This window comes from Klebsiella sp. Lac1 (assembly GCF_009825425.1).
Classification (GTDB): domain Bacteria; phylum Pseudomonadota; class Gammaproteobacteria; order Enterobacterales; family Enterobacteriaceae; genus Klebsiella; species Klebsiella electrica.
Genome location: NZ_VJZJ01000001.1, coordinates 1,955,294 through 1,971,699 on the forward strand (window position 1 = coordinate 1,955,294; position 16,406 = coordinate 1,971,699).

At 52.0% G+C, this 16,406-nt stretch carries 17 protein-coding genes and 3 pseudogenes; 10 read left to right on the forward strand and 10 right to left on the reverse strand.

Going from position 1 to position 16,406, the window contains the following annotated elements:
• Window positions 1-62: 62 nt before the first annotated feature.
• The 6 genes and pseudogenes from FNY10_RS09395 to FNY10_RS09420 all read right to left on the reverse strand — a co-directional run.
• Entirely contained in the window at window positions 63-608 is a 546-nt protein-coding gene (locus FNY10_RS09395) for a recombinase family protein (RefSeq protein ID WP_160704764.1), read from the reverse strand.
• A gap of 97 nt (window positions 609-705) precedes the next feature.
• Window positions 706-1,236 (reverse strand): recombination protein NinB, encoded by a 531-nt coding sequence (locus tag FNY10_RS09400; protein ID WP_160704762.1) that lies wholly within the window; start codon window positions 1,234-1,236, stop codon window positions 706-708.
• A 214-nt stretch (window positions 1,237-1,450) separates the two neighbouring features.
• Window positions 1,451-1,714, reverse strand: a complete 264-nt coding sequence (locus tag FNY10_RS09405; protein WP_160704760.1) for an immunity protein — start codon at window positions 1,712-1,714, stop codon at window positions 1,451-1,453.
• A gap of 61 nt (window positions 1,715-1,775) precedes the next feature.
• A complete protein-coding gene (locus FNY10_RS09410) occupies window positions 1,776-2,048 on the reverse strand; it encodes a hypothetical protein (protein ID WP_131047994.1) in 273 nt (90 codons plus the stop codon).
• Window positions 2,049-2,211: 163 nt separating this feature from the next.
• Complete coding sequence (locus FNY10_RS09415; protein ID WP_100683657.1) at window positions 2,212-3,468, reverse strand: mechanosensitive ion channel family protein; 1,257 nt, start codon at window positions 3,466-3,468, stop codon at window positions 2,212-2,214.
• 633 nt (window positions 3,469-4,101) lie between these two features.
• A pseudogene (locus FNY10_RS09420) lies at window positions 4,102-4,425 on the reverse strand (DUF550 domain-containing protein); the annotation flags it as partial.
• Window positions 4,426-4,631: 206 nt separating this feature from the next.
• Here FNY10_RS09420 and FNY10_RS09425 point away from each other — a divergent pair.
• The 6 genes and pseudogenes from FNY10_RS09425 to sodB form a co-directional block, all read left to right on the forward strand.
• A pseudogene (locus FNY10_RS09425) lies at window positions 4,632-4,772 on the forward strand (DUF4060 family protein); the annotation flags it as partial.
• 62 nt (window positions 4,773-4,834) lie between these two features.
• Complete coding sequence (locus FNY10_RS09430; protein WP_141964480.1) at window positions 4,835-5,053, forward strand: excisionase; 219 nt, start codon at window positions 4,835-4,837, stop codon at window positions 5,051-5,053.
• On the forward strand, window positions 5,031-5,162 hold the full coding sequence (locus tag FNY10_RS27315; RefSeq protein WP_160704758.1) for a phage integrase Arm DNA-binding domain-containing protein: 132 nt from the start codon (window positions 5,031-5,033) through the stop codon (window positions 5,160-5,162). Before FNY10_RS09430 ends, FNY10_RS27315 begins: the two co-directional genes overlap by 23 nt.
• A pseudogene (locus FNY10_RS09440) lies at window positions 5,147-5,575 on the forward strand (tyrosine-type recombinase/integrase); the annotation flags it as partial. The gene FNY10_RS27315 and the pseudogene FNY10_RS09440, both read left to right, overlap by 16 nt.
• 186 nt (window positions 5,576-5,761) lie before the next feature.
• Entirely contained in the window at window positions 5,762-6,640 is an 879-nt protein-coding gene (locus FNY10_RS09445; protein ID WP_141964479.1) for a C40 family peptidase, read from the forward strand.
• A 417-nt stretch (window positions 6,641-7,057) separates the two neighbouring features.
• Complete coding sequence (gene sodB / locus FNY10_RS09450) at window positions 7,058-7,639, forward strand: superoxide dismutase [Fe] (RefSeq protein ID WP_141964478.1); 582 nt, start codon at window positions 7,058-7,060, stop codon at window positions 7,637-7,639.
• A 42-nt stretch (window positions 7,640-7,681) separates the two neighbouring features.
• Here sodB and FNY10_RS09455 read toward each other — a convergent pair whose 3' ends face one another.
• Both FNY10_RS09455 and FNY10_RS09460 read right to left on the reverse strand, forming a co-directional pair.
• Complete coding sequence (locus FNY10_RS09455; RefSeq protein WP_141964477.1) at window positions 7,682-8,845, reverse strand: MFS transporter; 1,164 nt, start codon at window positions 8,843-8,845, stop codon at window positions 7,682-7,684.
• A 163-nt stretch (window positions 8,846-9,008) separates the two neighbouring features.
• Complete coding sequence (locus tag FNY10_RS09460) at window positions 9,009-9,098, reverse strand: YnhF family membrane protein (RefSeq protein WP_004862736.1); 90 nt, start codon at window positions 9,096-9,098, stop codon at window positions 9,009-9,011.
• Window positions 9,099-9,393: 295 nt separating this feature from the next.
• On the opposite strand from FNY10_RS09460, the gene purR reads away from it, so the two are divergent.
• Window positions 9,394-10,419 carry an HTH-type transcriptional repressor PurR gene (gene purR, locus FNY10_RS09465; RefSeq protein ID WP_100683653.1) on the forward strand — a complete coding sequence of 342 codons (1,026 nt, stop codon included), beginning with the start codon at window positions 9,394-9,396 and terminating at the stop codon, window positions 10,417-10,419.
• A gap of 18 nt (window positions 10,420-10,437) precedes the next feature.
• Here the strand turns inward: purR and punR are convergent, their stop codons facing one another.
• A complete protein-coding gene (gene punR / locus FNY10_RS09470) occupies window positions 10,438-11,349 on the reverse strand; it encodes a DNA-binding transcriptional activator PunR (protein ID WP_160704756.1) in 912 nt (303 codons plus the stop codon).
• A 109-nt stretch (window positions 11,350-11,458) separates the two neighbouring features.
• Between punR and punC the strand changes: the two genes are divergently transcribed.
• Window positions 11,459-12,643 carry a purine nucleoside transporter PunC gene (punC, locus tag FNY10_RS09475; protein ID WP_160704754.1) on the forward strand — a complete coding sequence of 395 codons (1,185 nt, stop codon included), beginning with the start codon at window positions 11,459-11,461 and terminating at the stop codon, window positions 12,641-12,643.
• Between the two features lie 295 nt (window positions 12,644-12,938).
• On the forward strand, window positions 12,939-14,087 hold the full coding sequence (gene cfa, locus FNY10_RS09480; protein ID WP_160704752.1) for a cyclopropane fatty acyl phospholipid synthase: 1,149 nt from the start codon (window positions 12,939-12,941) through the stop codon (window positions 14,085-14,087).
• 64 nt (window positions 14,088-14,151) lie between these two features.
• On the opposite strand, the gene FNY10_RS09485 is transcribed toward cfa, so the two are convergent.
• Window positions 14,152-14,787 carry a riboflavin synthase subunit alpha gene (locus tag FNY10_RS09485; RefSeq protein WP_100683649.1) on the reverse strand — a complete coding sequence of 212 codons (636 nt, stop codon included), beginning with the start codon at window positions 14,785-14,787 and terminating at the stop codon, window positions 14,152-14,154.
• Between the two features lie 229 nt (window positions 14,788-15,016).
• Between FNY10_RS09485 and mdtK the strand changes: the two genes are divergently transcribed.
• The gene (mdtK, locus tag FNY10_RS09490) at window positions 15,017-16,390 is read left to right on the forward strand and encodes an MdtK family multidrug efflux MATE transporter (protein WP_131047985.1); all 1,374 of its coding nucleotides are present in this window, start codon (window positions 15,017-15,019) and stop codon (window positions 16,388-16,390) included.
• The last annotated feature ends 16 nt before the right edge of the window (window positions 16,391-16,406 follow it).

Below are 16,406 nucleotides of genomic sequence, written 5' to 3' on the forward strand. Positions count from 1 at the left end.
ATCCACCCATTCACTATTTATCAATCACTTAAGATACCTTTGTGACCTGTTTATAGGCATCCTTATCCCGCAGGGAAATATTTGTAAATCGCCTTCACTCCGACCCCGATCACATCTGCAACCTGCTGCCGGGTAGCTCCGTTCTCCATCATCCTACGGCAGCGTTCCACAACATCAGAAGTCATTACCCGCCGGCGCCCACCTGTGCCCCCCTGCTCTCTCGCCGCCAGCCCTGCACGAGTCCGCTCTACAATCAGTTCGCGCTCCATCTCCGCCAACGCGCTCATAACGTGGAAGAAGAAGCGCCCGGCTGCCGTTGATGTGTCTATCGAGTCGGTCAGGCTTCGGAAATTCCCCCCACGCTGTTGCAGTTCCGATACCAATGTGATCAGGTCGCGCACGCTACGCCCCAGCCGATCAAGTTTCCAGACCACCAGCACATCACCCGGGCGGAGTCGCCGCAGTGCACGCTTTAATCCCGGGCGGCGGGCATTCTTCCCGCTCGCTGTGTCTTCGAATATCTGTTCACATTCTGCGCGGATCAGCGCGTTTTTCTGTAAATCGAGGTTTTGATCCCCGGTGGACACCCGAGCATAGCCAATCAGCACTTTATAACTACTTGAAATTGCTGATTGTAAAAATCTCCGACATTTCGCACAAACCCTCGTTTAGGCGAATGCTTTTTTTGGAGCAAAAACATGGCCTTTAATCCGCCACTGGGGAGCACGTCGCCTGCTGTGCTGCTCGATAACGCCAAACGTCTGGATGAGTTGGCCAACGGGCCCGCTGCCATTGTTCCCGATAGTGCAGGTCAACCGCTGGATTCCTGGACTTTTCGCTGAACTTCACATTGTGCTCGGTGCCGAACCAGTAGATCGCTTCGATAACCTCGACCATGTAGCGCTTGCTGAATTGAGAGGAACGAACGACGAAGTAGACGCGGCCGCCGTTGATACCCCGGGCGTATTTCTGCTCGCACTCCGGATTTTGCATCTGGCTTACCGGTACGGTGATGAGGTCTTTCCACTCCACTGGCTCCAGTTTTTCGCCGTACCAGATAACCTGCTCGCTCAGGTCTTTCAAAAGTGGCCACATGAGGCGATTCTGCTTATCGGTGCGGCTTTCTTCGCGCGCCTCGATAATCAGTGGCGATCGGTGATCGACAGGTAGAGACTGGATGAAGTTGACGACGTTACGCTTAACTTTGTCGTTGATGAGGCAGAATTGTTGTTTCACGCTTCACCACCAAAGAGGTAAAGCACTGAATGTAATAAAACGCAGATGTATTTCTGCATCTGTAACTGGTTGAACGATATCCTGATTGTCATTTTCACTTTGAGTCCCCTCAAAGCGCAGAAGTCACCGGAGTTGTTCAGGCTCCGACGACATGATTATGGGAAATCAATTGCAAAAAACCAGCATAAATTCTTGTAGTTATAATGAGTTAAGTCTATTCAATACCGTATTTTTTCTCAGCCACGAATTTCGGCTCTTTCCAGTTAGGACCTTTTTCTGGAAGTGGCCTCCCTGTTTTTTTTAATTTTCCTTCGTCAAATAATCGTTGATGAGTTCGCAGTAATTCGCCATGCTCAATGACTTCAAATTTGTAATTCACGTACATCCTGTCTATGCTCGGATATGGTGTTCGTAGAGCGAAATGCAGAAGAACATCTTCCACACTTTCATTTTTATAAATACTTTCAAGATCTAGCATTACTTTCCCTCATCTGCACTTCCCCACTCGAAATTAAAATTAAGGTAGCCATGTGCTAAGTCTATTCAATACCGTATTTTTTCTCAGCCACGAATTTCGGCTCTTTCCAGTTAGGGCCTTTTTTAACCAGCATTTTCTCACCCCATTCAACTTCTCCTTTTAATCGCATCTGTTCAAAAGTCCTCATGAACGCCCCATTTTCTATGACTGAAAACTTGTGACGACTGAAAAAACGATCCATTTGAGGATAACCATAGCCGTTCTCCTTTCTTACCAGGAAGAGAATAATATCCACAAGATTTTGTTCTGCTGCCATACGTTCAAAATCAATCATTTTAACTCCCTTAGAATTGCAAAACGAGAAAAGGTTATTTTTTAGCGTTCTGCCTGGCCATTTCGATGTAGCGCGGATCGGATGATCCGGCTGTAACCCATCTTAATCAACTACCGAGAATTTACATGCAGTTTAAAAATCAATGTGTAGCTCTTTGTCAAAACTAACTATCAACATTAAAATGTTCGCTTTTACGAATGCAATTTTCGGGTGATGAATGCCAAAAATCATGTCCTGCCGGATACTGATATATACGAAGATGGAACTTTTCAACAATAGCCGTGATGTACTCAAAAATTTCTGATTGAGTATTCTCGTAATCCACCCACAGTGTTGAAGTGGTAAAGCAATAAATTTCCAGTGGAATCCCCGAAGCTGAAGGTTTTAATGTTCTCACTACAACATACATATCCTTGATAATATCAGATCGTTCAGCCAAATAGGCCATCATGTAATGGCGAAATAACGTTAGATTTGTCAGTCCATTATCTATAAACCAACTGTCCGCAATCCCCATTGCATCACGCCCATCGATTAACTTAGAGAGAGATTCACTCACACCTCGTATCGCAAGTATTGGTGCAAGTATTTCCTGAGTTAAAAAAGTAACCGAGTGCTGATCTATTGTAGTACTACGCATTATCCTTCGAGCACCAGAAGAAAACATAGCCTGCCAGTTAGTATATGTTTCTGTTAAGAAATTTTTCGTAGGTATACGTGAAATCGTATTATCCCAATTGCGTATAGTAATTGTGTGTAACGCAATATCGGTAACCTCCCCGCTCAAATTCTTATCTGGCATTTCAATCCAATCACCGAGTTGAAGTACGTCATTTGATGACAACTGGACGTTGGCTACAAGAGAAAGCAGCGTATGCTGAAATACTAGCATTAGCACAGCAGCAACAGCACCCAGACTCGAGATAATAATTGCAGGCGATTTGTTTGACATAACGGCAAGTATCATTATTGCCGCAATGATATGAACTAAAATCTTACCTATTTGTATATAACCTTTTATCGAATGATTTTTACGTTTTGTTTTTCTTAAATAAGAACCATTAACGATATCTAGCATTTCATTAAAGAAGACAGACATAAAAACGAAAAATAAGATTCCGCATACTGTATTTATGCCAGTGACCAATGATGCTGGCATATTTGGCATGAATTGTAGAACATAATATACAATAATAACAGGAACGAAGTTTGATAACTTTTCAGCAATACGTCGATCTTTTTCAAGAGGAACATCTTGTTTATGACTGGAAAAAAACACTTTCCTGACAACTTTAATTAACAGGAACTTGCACATAATATGCGCAAAAAATCCAGACACAATCAGAAGCACAATGTTAAAACCTATGGCCAATGCTGGGTTGCTCTTAATAAAATTCAAAAAATAATCCAAATACGCCATCATTCATCACCTACTTCACATGCTAAACTGTATAAGTTACAACCTGTAATAAGTTGAAATAACCTTCTAACTATTTCTTATCATGGCATAATCAAGTCATGCAAGTCCACGATCTAGTTCTGAAGAAAATAAAACACTTGCAAACTGAATGGGATTAACACTCTTATGCCATCGCTGATGGTTTACAAATCAAAAGTGCCAAACTATACTCTACGTCAGATAATGTTTTTACTCCCTTCCCAAAACTTCCAAATGCGCATGCACGCCCCCCCTTGAAATCCTCAAAATCCACTACAAAGGCTTGATTGAACATCACATCCCTCATTACATTCAGTATAGAACTCAGACGCATAAATGTTCTAAACTATTTGAAGACTAAGTCATAGGATTCAAAGGAAGGAAATCTTCATGCTTTTACCCGAGAAATTAGCCTATACTCATTCAGCCATTAGTTTGTCGTTTGCATTGCTACTTATAAGACATTACCGAAGAGGGGACAAAGACCCATCAGTTAAGTCAAGGCTACTGATATCCTGCTTGTTGATAATGTCTGCTATAGCAGTATTAATCGGCGTTTATTGGCCGGACTATCACGCTTGAAGTAAGTTTAAGTATTTCTCTTCATCTAACGTCAGGCTTATCTCTGATATGCAACCGCGGCTCCCCATCTTTCGGCTCCGGCCATTCGCGCTGTTTGTTCACCACCAGTTTTTCGATCATCGCCCTGGTAATCTGCTCGTCAGTGATACCGGCACGGCGCTGAGCATTCCACAGCAGAAACTGCATGTCGGCCCGCTCGCTTAGGTCGCCGGGTTCGGCAGCCGCTTCTAAAGCCTCTTTCGAGAGATGCTTCAGTGGGCCAACAGGTCCTACATTCCCGAAGGTTACCTGTGACCACTCGGAATGCTCACGGCGCACCTGCTCGCGTTCCGGCGCTGGCTGCGTGTTGCGATAGAGCATTCTGCGGTCGCCGCGACGCTTCGAATCCCATTGCTCGTAAAAATCCTGGTGCACATCCTCCCAATGAAATTCGAGTTCACCCGATGCATCGGTGTGATAGAACTGACACTGATAAACCGGCTCGCTGTCCATTACGGTCTTGCGCGCAGCAACTGATGAGTATTCCGATCTTCTGCTAACTCTCTGCATTTGCATGAAGATGGCAGAAGACGAAACGGATTTATACAGTCGTCGTTCAGGGTTCAAAAATCACTGTCGAAGTCGTAAACCGGAAATGCAGCTACGTAGCCACGGCCATGCACTGCGCCCGGCGGCTCCGCCCTTTACCCGGTCAGGTTTCCTGATATCGAATTATCAATTTATTAAGCCGGCCTGATTTACATTACAGGCCGGTAATGAGGTGAACATGGCCCTTATTACCTTAAAAGAATGGAACGCCAGGCAGCCACGGCCACGCAGCCTTGAAACTGTTCGTCGATGGGTGAGAGAAAGCAAGATTTATCCTGCGCCGAAGAAAGACGGTGTGGAATATTTATTTCAGGAAACGGCTATTAAGGTTGAGCCATCAAAACCAACCGGCGACCTGTTACGGAGAATAGTTGGTGGGAAGAAGAAGAAATCATGATAGACGGGATCTACCTCCTAATCTGTATGTCAGAAATGACGGATATTACAGCTATCGTGACCCACGCAACGACAAAGAAGACAGCGGGTCAGTGATTTATGTGCTATGAGCTGGGAGGATGTCCGGGAGGGGTATCTTTACGTAGAGCAGAAAAAGACCGGGGCAAAACTGGCGATACCGGCAGGTCTGAAAATTGATGAGTTAGGTATCTCGCTGGAAATGGTATTGCAGGAGTGCCGTAAACTGTCGGCTGCGAAAACCATTATCTCATCACCTGCGGGAAAGGTGCTGACACCAGCGACAGTATCAGGTAATTTCAGGAAAACCCGTGAGTTGTCCGGACTCGATTTTTCTGGTGAACCACCAGGCTTTCATGAGTTGCGTAGCCTGTCGACAAGGTTGTACGGAAAACAGGCTGGAGACAGTTTTGCGCAGCATTTACTAGGGCATAAGTCTGGTATTATGACGGCAAAATATCGTGATGACAGGGGTCGGGAGTGGAACAGGATCGAGGTCGGGTAATGAATTTGTTTTGAATGATTTTGAATTGACCATTATAATGCATTGATTAAAAACGGAAAATTTTCATATACACTTTAGATACAAAAGAGTATTAACTTTTCGGGTTTTTATGCTTTAGAATCGTTGGGTTTTGTCATTCACCGTCAGGTATGGGTACATATCTGTCATTAATCAGGGGATTGCTCAGTGGCGCGGCTAAACAAAATCGCGATTTCGCTCTGTGCATTACTGTTTACATCTATCTCATTTACACCACTGGCGCATGCTTCAGGGCATACGCACACCTCCGCTAAGCCAAAAGCGCATGCGGCGAAAGGCACCACAGAACGCAAGAAAAAAGCCACCAGTCAGAAAACAAAGTCCACAACCAAAACCTCCAGCAAGAAAGCCTCAACGGCCACCCGCACCAGACACCCTACCCGCACGACAGAATCCAGCCAGACAGCGCTGAACCGTCACGCCGTCGGCACGAAAAAATGCGTCTTGCGTAAAGGGTATAAAAAACAGTGTGCCAAATCGATCGCGCCTGGTGCCGAGCCGGCTCCGGTTATGGCCAGCGTGCAGAGCAAATGCGTCGTGCGTAAAGGCTACAAAAAACGCTGTAAAACAGTCGCGGAAGAACCGCCGCTGACGCTAGCGGATGCACATAAAGTCCGCGTACAGAAAGCGCAAACCACCGCCATGTCGAAGTTAATGGACCAGATTGGCAAACCGTATCGCTGGGGCGGAACCTCGCCGCGTACCGGTTTCGACTGCAGTGGGCTGGTGTACTACGCCTATAAGGATCTGGTAAAAATCCGCATTCCGCGCACCGCTAATGAGATGTATCACCTGCGCGATGCCCGTCCGGTCGACCGCGGCGAGTTGCAAAGCGGCGATCTGGTCTTCTTCCGCACCCGTGGGCGCGGCACTGCCGATCACGTCGGCGTTTACGTCGGCAACGGCAAGTTTATTCAGTCGCCGCGTACCGGCCGCGATATCCAGATAACCTCATTAAGCGAGGATTACTGGATTCGCCACTATGTCGGCGCGCGCCGCGTAATGACCCCCAAAACCATTCGCTGAACATCACCTGCCGCGCCTGCGGCAGGTCAACTGTTCTCGCTATAACGCCAGGCTCATCTCATGCCAGGACATGCCGCCATGATCCGAGGCCGAAGGCCGCTCGTAGCGGATTAGACACCACAGACCTCTGCAAAATGGATTTTTCAGTCATCACTTTATCTTTTAGCAGCAACAGCATTCAACCGGCTCTGCGGCAAGGGGATCTCCTGCCGTCCGGCTAAGGCTTAACCGGCTGCGGTTGTTAAATATACCCTTTATCATTGCAAGGCTTTTAACTCCCTTCTGCAAGTGTTAGCATTCTGATCACAATAAAAACCTGTCGCACTCGCCGCGGCGAGGGACAGTACATGCTGTTCTGGATGGTAAAACATCCTTTGAATGTGAGCTAAAAAACAAGAAGTTATAAGGAGAGTAACAATGTCGTTTGAATTACCTGCATTACCGTATGCAAAAGACGCCCTGGCGCCGCACATTTCCGCAGAAACCCTGGAATACCACTACGGTAAACATCACCAGGCCTATGTCACCAACCTCAACAACCTGATCAAAGGCACCGCGTTTGAAGGTCAATCTTTAGAAGCGATCGTCCGCTCTTCTGAAGGCGGCATCTTTAACAATGCGGCCCAGGTCTGGAACCATACTTTCTACTGGAACTGCCTCGCACCGAATGCGGGCGGCGAACCGGAAGGTGAGCTGGCAGCCGCTATCAATCAATCCTTCGGCAACTTTGCAGAGTTCAAAGCGAAGTTTACCGACGCGGCGGCGAAGAACTTTGGTGCCGGCTGGACATGGCTGGTTAAAAACAGCGATGGCAGCCTGAGCATTGTCTCCACCAGCAACGCTGGCACGCCGCTGACCGGCGATGCCAAACCGCTGCTGACCGTGGATGTCTGGGAACATGCCTATTACATCGACTACCGTAACGCCCGTCCTGACTACCTGGCGCACTTCTGGGCGCTGGTAAACTGGAAGTTTGTCGCGGCCAATCTGGCGGCCTAAAACGCGAACGCAGAAGGGGCAACCCTTCTGCGAATACATCGGCTATCCGACCAACGCCTCTTCCGGCTGCGAACGCCCGCCGAACAGCACCAGCAGCAGCGCCCCCCCGGCAATTATCGCCCCCATCACCGGCACAAAAGCATAGCCCAGTCCGCCGGAAATCACCGCGCCGCCGGCTGCCGCGCCCAGCGCATTGCCGAGATTAAACGCCCCGATATTGACTGACGAAGAGAGCCCCGGCGCTTCATGGGCCACGCGCATCACCCGCATTTGCAGCGGCGGAACCACGGCGAAGGTCGCCGCCCCCCAGACCACCATACTGATAGCGGCCCCCAGCTGCGTCTGCGCCAGCAGCGGAATTGCCAGCATGATAACCATCAGCAGCAGCAGAAAACCCTTCAGCGTCCCGGAGACGGAGCGGTCGGCGAACTTACCGCCCAGGTAGTTACCCAGCGAAAAGCCGACGCCAATCAACACCAGCATGACGGTGACGAACAGCGGCGAGGCGTGCGTAACGGTGTGCAGCACCGGCGCAATATAGGTATAGAGGGTGAACATGGCGCCGGCCCCCAGCACGGTGGTCAGCAGCGCGGAGAGCACCTGCGGACGGACCAACACGGAGAGCTCCTGTTTAACGTTCGGGCGCTCGCCAGCGCTGCCTTTGGGCAACGAAAACCACAGGCTAACCATCGCCACCAGCCCCAGACCTGCCGTCGCGAGGAACGACATCCGCCAGCCGATCGTTTCGCCCAGCCATGTCGCCGCCGGAACGCCGCCAATATTCGCGATGGTCAACCCCATGAACATGGTCGCCACCGCGCTGGCCTGTTTGTGTTTGGGCACCACGCTCGCCGCCACCACCGAACCGAGGCCGAAGAAAGCCCCGTGGTTAAGGCTGGTGATAATGCGCGAAATCAGCAGCGTGGTGTAATCCGGCGCCATTGAGGAGAGGACGTTACCCAGCGTGAAGATCGCCATCAGAAAAATCAGCGCATTTCTGCGCGCGCGATGAGAGAGCAGCAAAGTCATCAGCGGCGCCCCGACCATCACGCCGATCGCATAAGCGCTGATCAGCATTCCCGCCGCCGGAATTGACACGTCGACGCCTTTGGCAATCACCGGCAGCAGCCCCATCGGGGAAAACTCCGTGGTACCAATACCAAACGCGCCTATCGCCAGCGCTAATAAGGGGAAGTTGATTTTCATGCAATGACTCCAGCAAACCGTCATCGGCGACGGTATCTCATCAGAAGTCAAAAGCATGACATCAATCACAAAAAAACAAAAGTAAACGAAATGGCAAAAGATTTTTGCGAAATTGGTAATAATGGCGGGATGTCGGGGGAAAGAGACCTCTCCCCCGGATAAATCAGTGCAGTACCGCTGTCAGGCCAGCGGCCACGATAAGACCCAGGACAATAATCGTTGTCGTCAGCGAAAACTTTAAATCTGTATCCATCAATTTTTCCCCCTGTTATCCCCACATGAAAAGTGAGCTTGCTCATTTTTGCACACTATCGCGCAAAAATCTTCCATGTTTTAGGGCGATGCACATTTTTGCTCTTCCCCTTTGCCGCAAGATCGGACAAAATCCCACGCTAATTTGAAAGCGTATCGGCCATTGACCCCTTCCTGTCGTTCTGTGTCGTTTTCCCGACGTGATGCAATGATGAAAATTGTCTTCAGGGTGTGTACAGGCAAACGTTTACGTATCGATAATCAGACGATCAGGTCAAGGTCTGGAGTGAAAAGTAATGGCAACAATTAAAGATGTAGCGAAGCGCGCAAACGTTTCCACTACAACAGTATCACATGTAATTAACAAAACCCGTTTCGTGGCGGAAGAGACCCGCAACGCCGTGTGGGCGGCGATCAAAGAACTGCACTATTCTCCAAGTGCCGTTGCTCGCAGCCTGAAGGTTAATCACACCAAATCGATCGGCCTGCTGGCCACCAGCAGCGAAGCGGCCTATTTCGCTGAGATTATTGAAGCCGTAGAAAAGAGCTGTTTCCAGAAAGGCTATACCCTGATTCTCGGCAATGCGTGGAACGATCCGGAAAAACAGCAGGCCTATCTGTCGATGATGGCGCAAAAGCGCGTCGACGGCATGCTGGTTATGTGTTCTGAATATCCGGAATCGGTGCTCAGTATGCTGGAAGAGTACCGCCATATTCCGATGGTGGTAATGGACTGGGGTGAATCCAAAGCCGACTTCACCGATTCGGTGATCGATAACGCCTTCGAAGGCGGCTACATGGCTGGTCGCTACCTGATCGAACGCGGCCACCGTGAAATCGGCGTGATCCCGGGTCCACTGGAGCGTAACACCGGCGCCGGGCGCCTGGCGGGCTTTATGAAAGCCATGGAAGAAGCGCAGATCGCCGTTCCGGAAAACTGGATTGTTCAGGGCGACTTCGAGCCTGAATCCGGCTACCGCGCGATGCAGCAGATCCTCAGCCAGCAGCATCGCCCGACGGCAGTCTTCTGCGGCGGCGACATCATGGCGATGGGCGCCATCTGTGCTGCGGATGAGATGGGTCTGCGCGTGCCGCAGGACATTTCGCTGATCGGTTATGATAACGTGCGTAACGCCCGCTATTTCAGCCCGGCGCTGACCACCATCCATCAGCCGAAAGACTCGCTGGGGGAAGCGGCCTTCAATATGCTGATGGATCGGATCGTCAATAAGCGTGAAGAATCTCAGTCGATTGAGGTTCACCCGCGACTGGTAGAGCGCCGCTCTGTCGTCGACGGCCCGTTCGTCGACTACCGTCGCTAATCGCCCGTGCGGCGCCGGCTACTCCGGCGCCCGCAGCCACTCCCGGTTTAACGTTTCACTGTCCCCCAGATAATCCAGCAGCCATGAGAGGGCCGGCGAGGCGTCGCTCTGCTGCCATGTCAGGCAGCATGCGGCATCCGGAAACGGGTTTTCCAGCGCCAGCGCGGTCCATTCGCCGCGGTCAATCCAGGGGCGGGCGAAATGGCTCGGCACCATGCCAACGCACAATCCCGCCGACAGGCAGGTCGCCGATGACTCCCAGTCCGGCACCACCACCCTTTTCTGATTATCCAGTAGCCAGGTCGTGCGTTTCGGTAACGAGCGGGAGGTATCCTCCCGGACCAGCGACGGCCAGTTGCGCAACACATCATCGCTGAGCGGGCTGGTCATCTGCGCCAGCGGATGATGGCTCGCCACCACGCAATCCCAGCTCAGCATCCCCATATCGCGAAAAGCGTAGCGCCCCCCCACCGGAATAGAACGGGTAGCCCCGATAGCCAGCTCCACGCGTCCGTCGGCCAGCGCGTCCCAGACGCCGTTGAAGACCTCCTGAAAAACAATCAGCTCGACATCCGGAAAATGACGATAAAAATCGACAATCATCTGCCGCATACGGGCCGATTTAACGATGTCATCCACGGCTATCGACAGCTGACCGCGCCAGCCGTTGGCTATCTGCTGGCACTGCTGGCGGGTGATCTGCATTTTTTTGATAACAGAACGTCCCTCCTGTAAAAACCAAAGCCCGGCGGGGGTCAATTCGACATCGCGATGGCGGCGTTCAAAAAGCGGTACCGCCAGCCACTCTTCCAGCTGACGGACGGTATAACTGACCGCCGAAGGTACGCGGTGCAACTCCTGCGCCGCTGCGCTGAAGCTGCCGTTGCGGGCGACAGCATCAACAACTTCGAGTGAGTATTCGGACCACATATTCTGCCTGCAAAAATTTTGAATGCATGTAGCAAATATTAGCGTTTCACAAGCCAGAATGCACTCCCTACACTCTGCGGCATCCTATCTGTATCTATAAGAGAATGTTATGCAACAACCGGGGAAAGGATTTTTAGTGTGGCTGGCGGGACTCAGCGTGCTGGGTTTCCTGGCCACCGACATGTATCTGCCGGCCTTTTCGGCTATCCAGCAGGATCTCAATACCTCTGCGGCGTCAGTCAGCGCCAGCCTGAGTCTGTTCCTCGCCGGCTTCGCCATTGGGCAGCTGTTCTGGGGCCCGCTCTCAGACCGCTACGGACGTAAACCGATTCTGCTGACCGGGCTGGCTATCTTCGCTATCGGCTGTCTGGGAATGCTGTGGGTACGCGATGCCACCCTGATGCTGGCGCTGCGCTTTATCCAGGCTCTCGGCGTCTGCGCGGCGGCGGTGACCTGGCAGGCGATGGTCACGGACTATTATCCCGCCCAGCGCACTAACCGTATTTTCGCCACCATCATGCCGCTGGTGGGGTTATCGCCGGCTCTGGCGCCGTTGCTCGGCAGCTGGCTGCTCGCCCATCTCGAATGGCAGGCCATTTTTGCCACTCTTTTTGCCATCGCCCTGCTGCTGATGGTCCCCGCCCTGCGCCTGAAGCCGGTCGCCAGGCCGCAGGGTGACGCCCGCGAAAAACTGACCTTTATGACGCTGCTGCGCTCACGCGAATACAGCGGCAACGTGCTGATTTACGCCGCCTGCTCCGCCAGCTTTTTTGCCTGGTTGACCGGGTCGCCGTTTATTCTCCATGAGATGGGCTACGGTCCGACCGCTATCGGTCTTAGCTATGTCCCGCAGACTATCGCCTTTTTAGTCGGTGGTTATGGATGCCGCGCGGCGCTGCAGAAATGGCAGGGCCAACAGCTGCTGCCATGGCTACTGGTGATTTTCGCCGTCAGCGTGGCCGCAACCTGGATGGTGGGCCTGGCTGCGGACGCCTCAATTATTGTGGTGATGATTCCCTTCTGCGTGATGGCGATTGTCAATGGCGGGATTTACCCGATAGTTGTCGCCCAGGCGCTGAAACCGTTCCCGCAGGCGACAGGTCGTGCCGCCGCGTTGCAGAACACGCTGCAGCTCGGCCTGTGCTTCCTGACCAGCCTGCTGGTCTCGGCGCTGATTGCCACGCCGCTGCTGACCACCACCAGCGTGATGCTGGTTTCTATCGTGCTGGCCGGGCTGGGCTATTTTATGCAGCGTCAGAGCGTGTACCTGACCACGGAGTCATCGCATGCATAAATGCGTTTCAGTGATGTTACAGGTCAGTAATTAGCCTGCTAATATATTTTTATTGAAAGCCTGATCTCAGCGGCCTATACTGGTGCGGCTTCACATAAATAAAAAAATTTTTAAGATTAACGGGAGCAGGATGCATCCCGTTTCACCATGGAAGGCCTTTCGGCAAGGGTTTTCGCCCTTCCTCTGTTCTACGTCGGATAGCAGCTTCACGGATATTCCGTGAGATTTCTCACAAAGCCAAAAAAGCGTCTACGCTGTTTTAAGGTTCTGATCACTTGGGCGTGATGGAGAAGCTATGAGTTCATCGTGTATAGAAGAAGTAAGCGTACCAAACGACGACTGGTACCGAATTGCAACCGAATTACTCGGTCGCGCGGGCATTGAAGTCAATGGCCCCTCCCCCTCCGATCTGCAGATTAACAATCCGCTCTTTTTTAAACGTGTTTTGCAGGAAGGGTCGCTGGGGTTAGGTGAAAGTTATATGGACGGCTGGTGGGATTGCGAACGGCTGGATCTATTCTTCCATAAAGTACTGCGCGCCGGGCTGGAAAATCAGCTCCCGCATCATCTCAAAGATACGTTGCGCGTCGCGGGCGCTCGCCTGTTTAATCTACAAAGTAAAAAGCGCGCCTGGATTGTCGGGAAAGAACATTACGACCTCGGCAACGATCTTTTCAGCCGTATGCTCGACCCCTATATGCAATATTCCTGCGCGTACTGGAAAGAGGCGCAATCGCTGGAAGAGGCGCAGGTAGCTAAATTAGATCTTATTTGCCGCAAGCTGCAGCTGGAACCGGGGATGCGGGTGCTGGATATTGGCTGCGGCTGGGGTGGGCTTGCTTACTACATGGCCAAAAATTATCACGTCAGCGTGGTCGGGGTGACCATTTCCGCCGAGCAGCAAAAAATGGCCCAGCAGCGATGCGAAGGGTTGGATGTCACCATTTTGCTGCAGGACTATCGCGACCTGCATGACCACTTTGATCGCATTGTTTCCGTCGGGATGTTTGAACACGTGGGACCTAAAAATTACGCCACCTATTTTGACGTGGTAGATCGTAATTTGAAACCTGACGGTCGTTTCTTACTGCACACCATTGGCTCCAAAAAAACGGACCACAGCGTCGATCCGTGGATCAATAAATATATTTTCCCCAACGGTTGCCTGCCTTCGGTTCGTCATATCGCGCAAGCCAGCGAATCCCATTTTGTGATGGAAGACTGGCACAATATCGGTGCCGATTACGATACCACGTTAATGGCCTGGTACGAGCGCTTCCTGGCCAGCTGGCCCGAGATCGCCGATAGCTATTCGGAACGTTTTAAACGGATGTTTAGCTATTATCTCAACGCCTGTGCGGGAGCATTTCGCGCACGCGATATTCAGCTCTGGCAGGTCGTCTTTTCTCGCGGTGTTGAAAACGGCCTTCGCGTTGCCCGCTAAAACTATCCCCCGTTAACACGGGGGATGCCTTTTCTTTCATTCTTCATCCGGCAGCGGCGCCCAATCATTCATCGCTCAGGCGCTGGGCTGCTTCTTTCGCCGCCAGCACGCGTTCCACGGTATCGACGACCGCCTGGGTTTGCGGGTCGATCTCGATATTCACCCGGTCGCCGAGTTTTTTGACGCCAAGCGTGGTGCGCTGCAGGGTTTCCGGGATCAAATGCACGCAAAAACGCGTCGGCGTCACTTCACCGACCGTCAGGCTGATCCCGTCGACGCCGATAAATCCTTTATAGAGGATATATTTCATCAGCGTCGGGTCCTGAACTTTAAACCAGATCTGGCGGTTATTTTCCGAGGTCAGGATCTTGACGATTTCCGCCGTGGTCATAATGTGACCGGACATCAGATGGCCACCGATCTCATCGCTGAATTTCGCCGCTCGTTCCACGTTGACCACGTCCCCCACCTCTACAGCGCCGAGGTTGGTGATACGCAGCGTCTCTTTCATCAGGTCGAAACTGATGCGCGGACCGTCAATTTCGGTGACCGTCAGGCAGCAACCGTTGTGCGCCACCGATGCCCCGGTCTCGATGCCGGCGAGCATATGCTCAGGCAGCTCCACCACATGGGTGCGAAAATTGGGTTTTTCATCGATGGACACCACTTTAGCGGTCCCCTGCACAATGCCAGTAAACATGCTTTACTCCTGTAGACTTTCGTGACGGTATCATTACCGTTATACCTGTCGGGAACAATACCAGTTGGCAAAACAGGTTGCCAGCGCGCATCGTGCCCTACCATTTTTTCACTGGCTTAATGGCGCATCCTCGCTACAATAGACTGGAAATCCCTTCAGCTCTTTCTTCTTGCTGCCATTTACGGCGGCTTTTTTAGTCTCAAAATAACAACAATATAAAGGTGTTCACGTGCAGAAGTATTTTATTGAAGCGCGTCAGTTATTAGCACTGGCTATCCCGGTGATCCTCGCACAGGTCGCCCAGACCTCCATGGGCTTTGTCGATACCGTCATGGCGGGCGGCTATAGCGCCACCGACATGGCGGCCGTCGCGATTGGCACCTCGATCTGGCTCCCCGCCATTCTCTTTGGCCATGGTCTGCTGCTGGCGCTGACGCCGGTTATCGCGCAGCTAAACGGCTCCGGTCGCCGCGACCGCATTGCCCACCAGGTTCGTCAGGGGTTCTGGCTGGCGGGATTGGTGTCGCTGCTGGTCATGGTGGTCCTGTGGAACGCCGGGTACATCATCAGCTCGATGCACAATATTGACCCGGCCCTTGCCGAAAAAGCGGTGGGCTACCTGCGTGCGCTGCTGTGGGGCACTCCCGGCTATCTCTTCTTCCAGGTCGCACGTAACCAGTGTGAAGGCCTTGCGAAAACTAAACCGGGGATGGTGATAGGATTTATCGGCCTGCTGGTCAATATTCCCGTGAACTATATCTTTATCTACGGCCATTTTGGCATGCCCGAACTGGGCGGCATCGGCTGCGGCGTGGCGACAGCATCCGTTTACTGGGTGATGTTCTTTTGCATGATCTCCTGGGTACGCCGCGCCCGTTCTATGCGCGATATCCGTAGCGATGAAAGCTTCAGCGGCCCGGACTTCGGCGTGCTTAAACGCCTGGCGCAGCTCGGGCTGCCGATTGCGCTGGCGCTGTTTTTCGAAGTCACCCTGTTTGCGGTCGTTGCGCTGCTGGTTTCCCCGTTAGGGATTGTGGACGTCGCGGGCCATCAGATAGCCCTGAACTTCAGCTCGCTGATGTTCGTTTTACCTCTCTCGCTAGCGGCAGCGGTCACCATCCGCGTCGGCTTCCGTCTTGGACAGGGTTCGACCCTCGATGCGCAGGTGTCTGCCAGAACCGGGGTCGGCGTTGGCGTCTGCATGGCCGTCGTCACGGCGATTTTCACTATTCTGATGCGTAAGCAGATTGCGCTACTGTATAACGACAGCCCGGAAGTGGTCCTGCTGGCTTCCCAGCTGATGCTGCTGGCCGCGATTTATCAGATTTCTGACTCCGTACAGGTCATTGGTAGCGGGATTTTGCGCGGATATAAAGACACGCGGTCGATCTTCTTTATCACGTTTACCGCGTACTGGGTGCTGGGGCTGCCGAGCGGCTACCTGCTGGCCTTAACGGATACGCTGGTTCCGCGTATGGGGCCTGCGGGTTTCTGGTGCGGATTTATTATCGGGCTCACCTCGGCGGCAGTGATGATGATGCTGCGGATGCGTTTCCTGCAGCGTCAACCGTCCAGCGTAATCTTGCAACGCGCGGCGCGCTAACGCCCAGCGGCACCCT

Coding starts and splice junctions, on each gene's coding strand:
- FNY10_RS09430 (WP_141964480.1), top strand. CDS start 4,835: ATGGCCCTTATTACCTTAAAAGAATGGAACGCCAGGCAGCCACGGCCA.
- FNY10_RS09410 (WP_131047994.1), bottom strand. CDS start 2,048: ATGATTGATTTTGAACGTATGGCAGCAGAACAAAATCTTGTGGATATT.
- FNY10_RS09415 (WP_100683657.1), bottom strand. CDS start 3,468: ATGGCGTATTTGGATTATTTTTTGAATTTTATTAAGAGCAACCCAGCA.
- punC (WP_160704754.1), top strand. CDS start 11,459: ATGCAACAACCGGGGAAAGGATTTTTAGTGTGGCTGGCGGGACTCAGC.
- FNY10_RS09485 (WP_100683649.1), bottom strand. CDS start 14,787: ATGTTTACTGGCATTGTGCAGGGGACCGCTAAAGTGGTGTCCATCGAT.
- cfa (WP_160704752.1), top strand. CDS start 12,939: ATGAGTTCATCGTGTATAGAAGAAGTAAGCGTACCAAACGACGACTGG.
- punR (WP_160704756.1), bottom strand. CDS start 11,349: ATGTGGTCCGAATACTCACTCGAAGTTGTTGATGCTGTCGCCCGCAAC.
- FNY10_RS09460 (WP_004862736.1), bottom strand. CDS start 9,098: ATGGATACAGATTTAAAGTTTTCGCTGACGACAACGATTATTGTCCTG.
- FNY10_RS09455 (WP_141964477.1), bottom strand. CDS start 8,845: ATGAAAATCAACTTCCCCTTATTAGCGCTGGCGATAGGCGCGTTTGGT.
- sodB (WP_141964478.1), top strand. CDS start 7,058: ATGTCGTTTGAATTACCTGCATTACCGTATGCAAAAGACGCCCTGGCG.
- purR (WP_100683653.1), top strand. CDS start 9,394: ATGGCAACAATTAAAGATGTAGCGAAGCGCGCAAACGTTTCCACTACA.
- FNY10_RS09405 (WP_160704760.1), bottom strand. CDS start 1,714: ATGCTAGATCTTGAAAGTATTTATAAAAATGAAAGTGTGGAAGATGTT.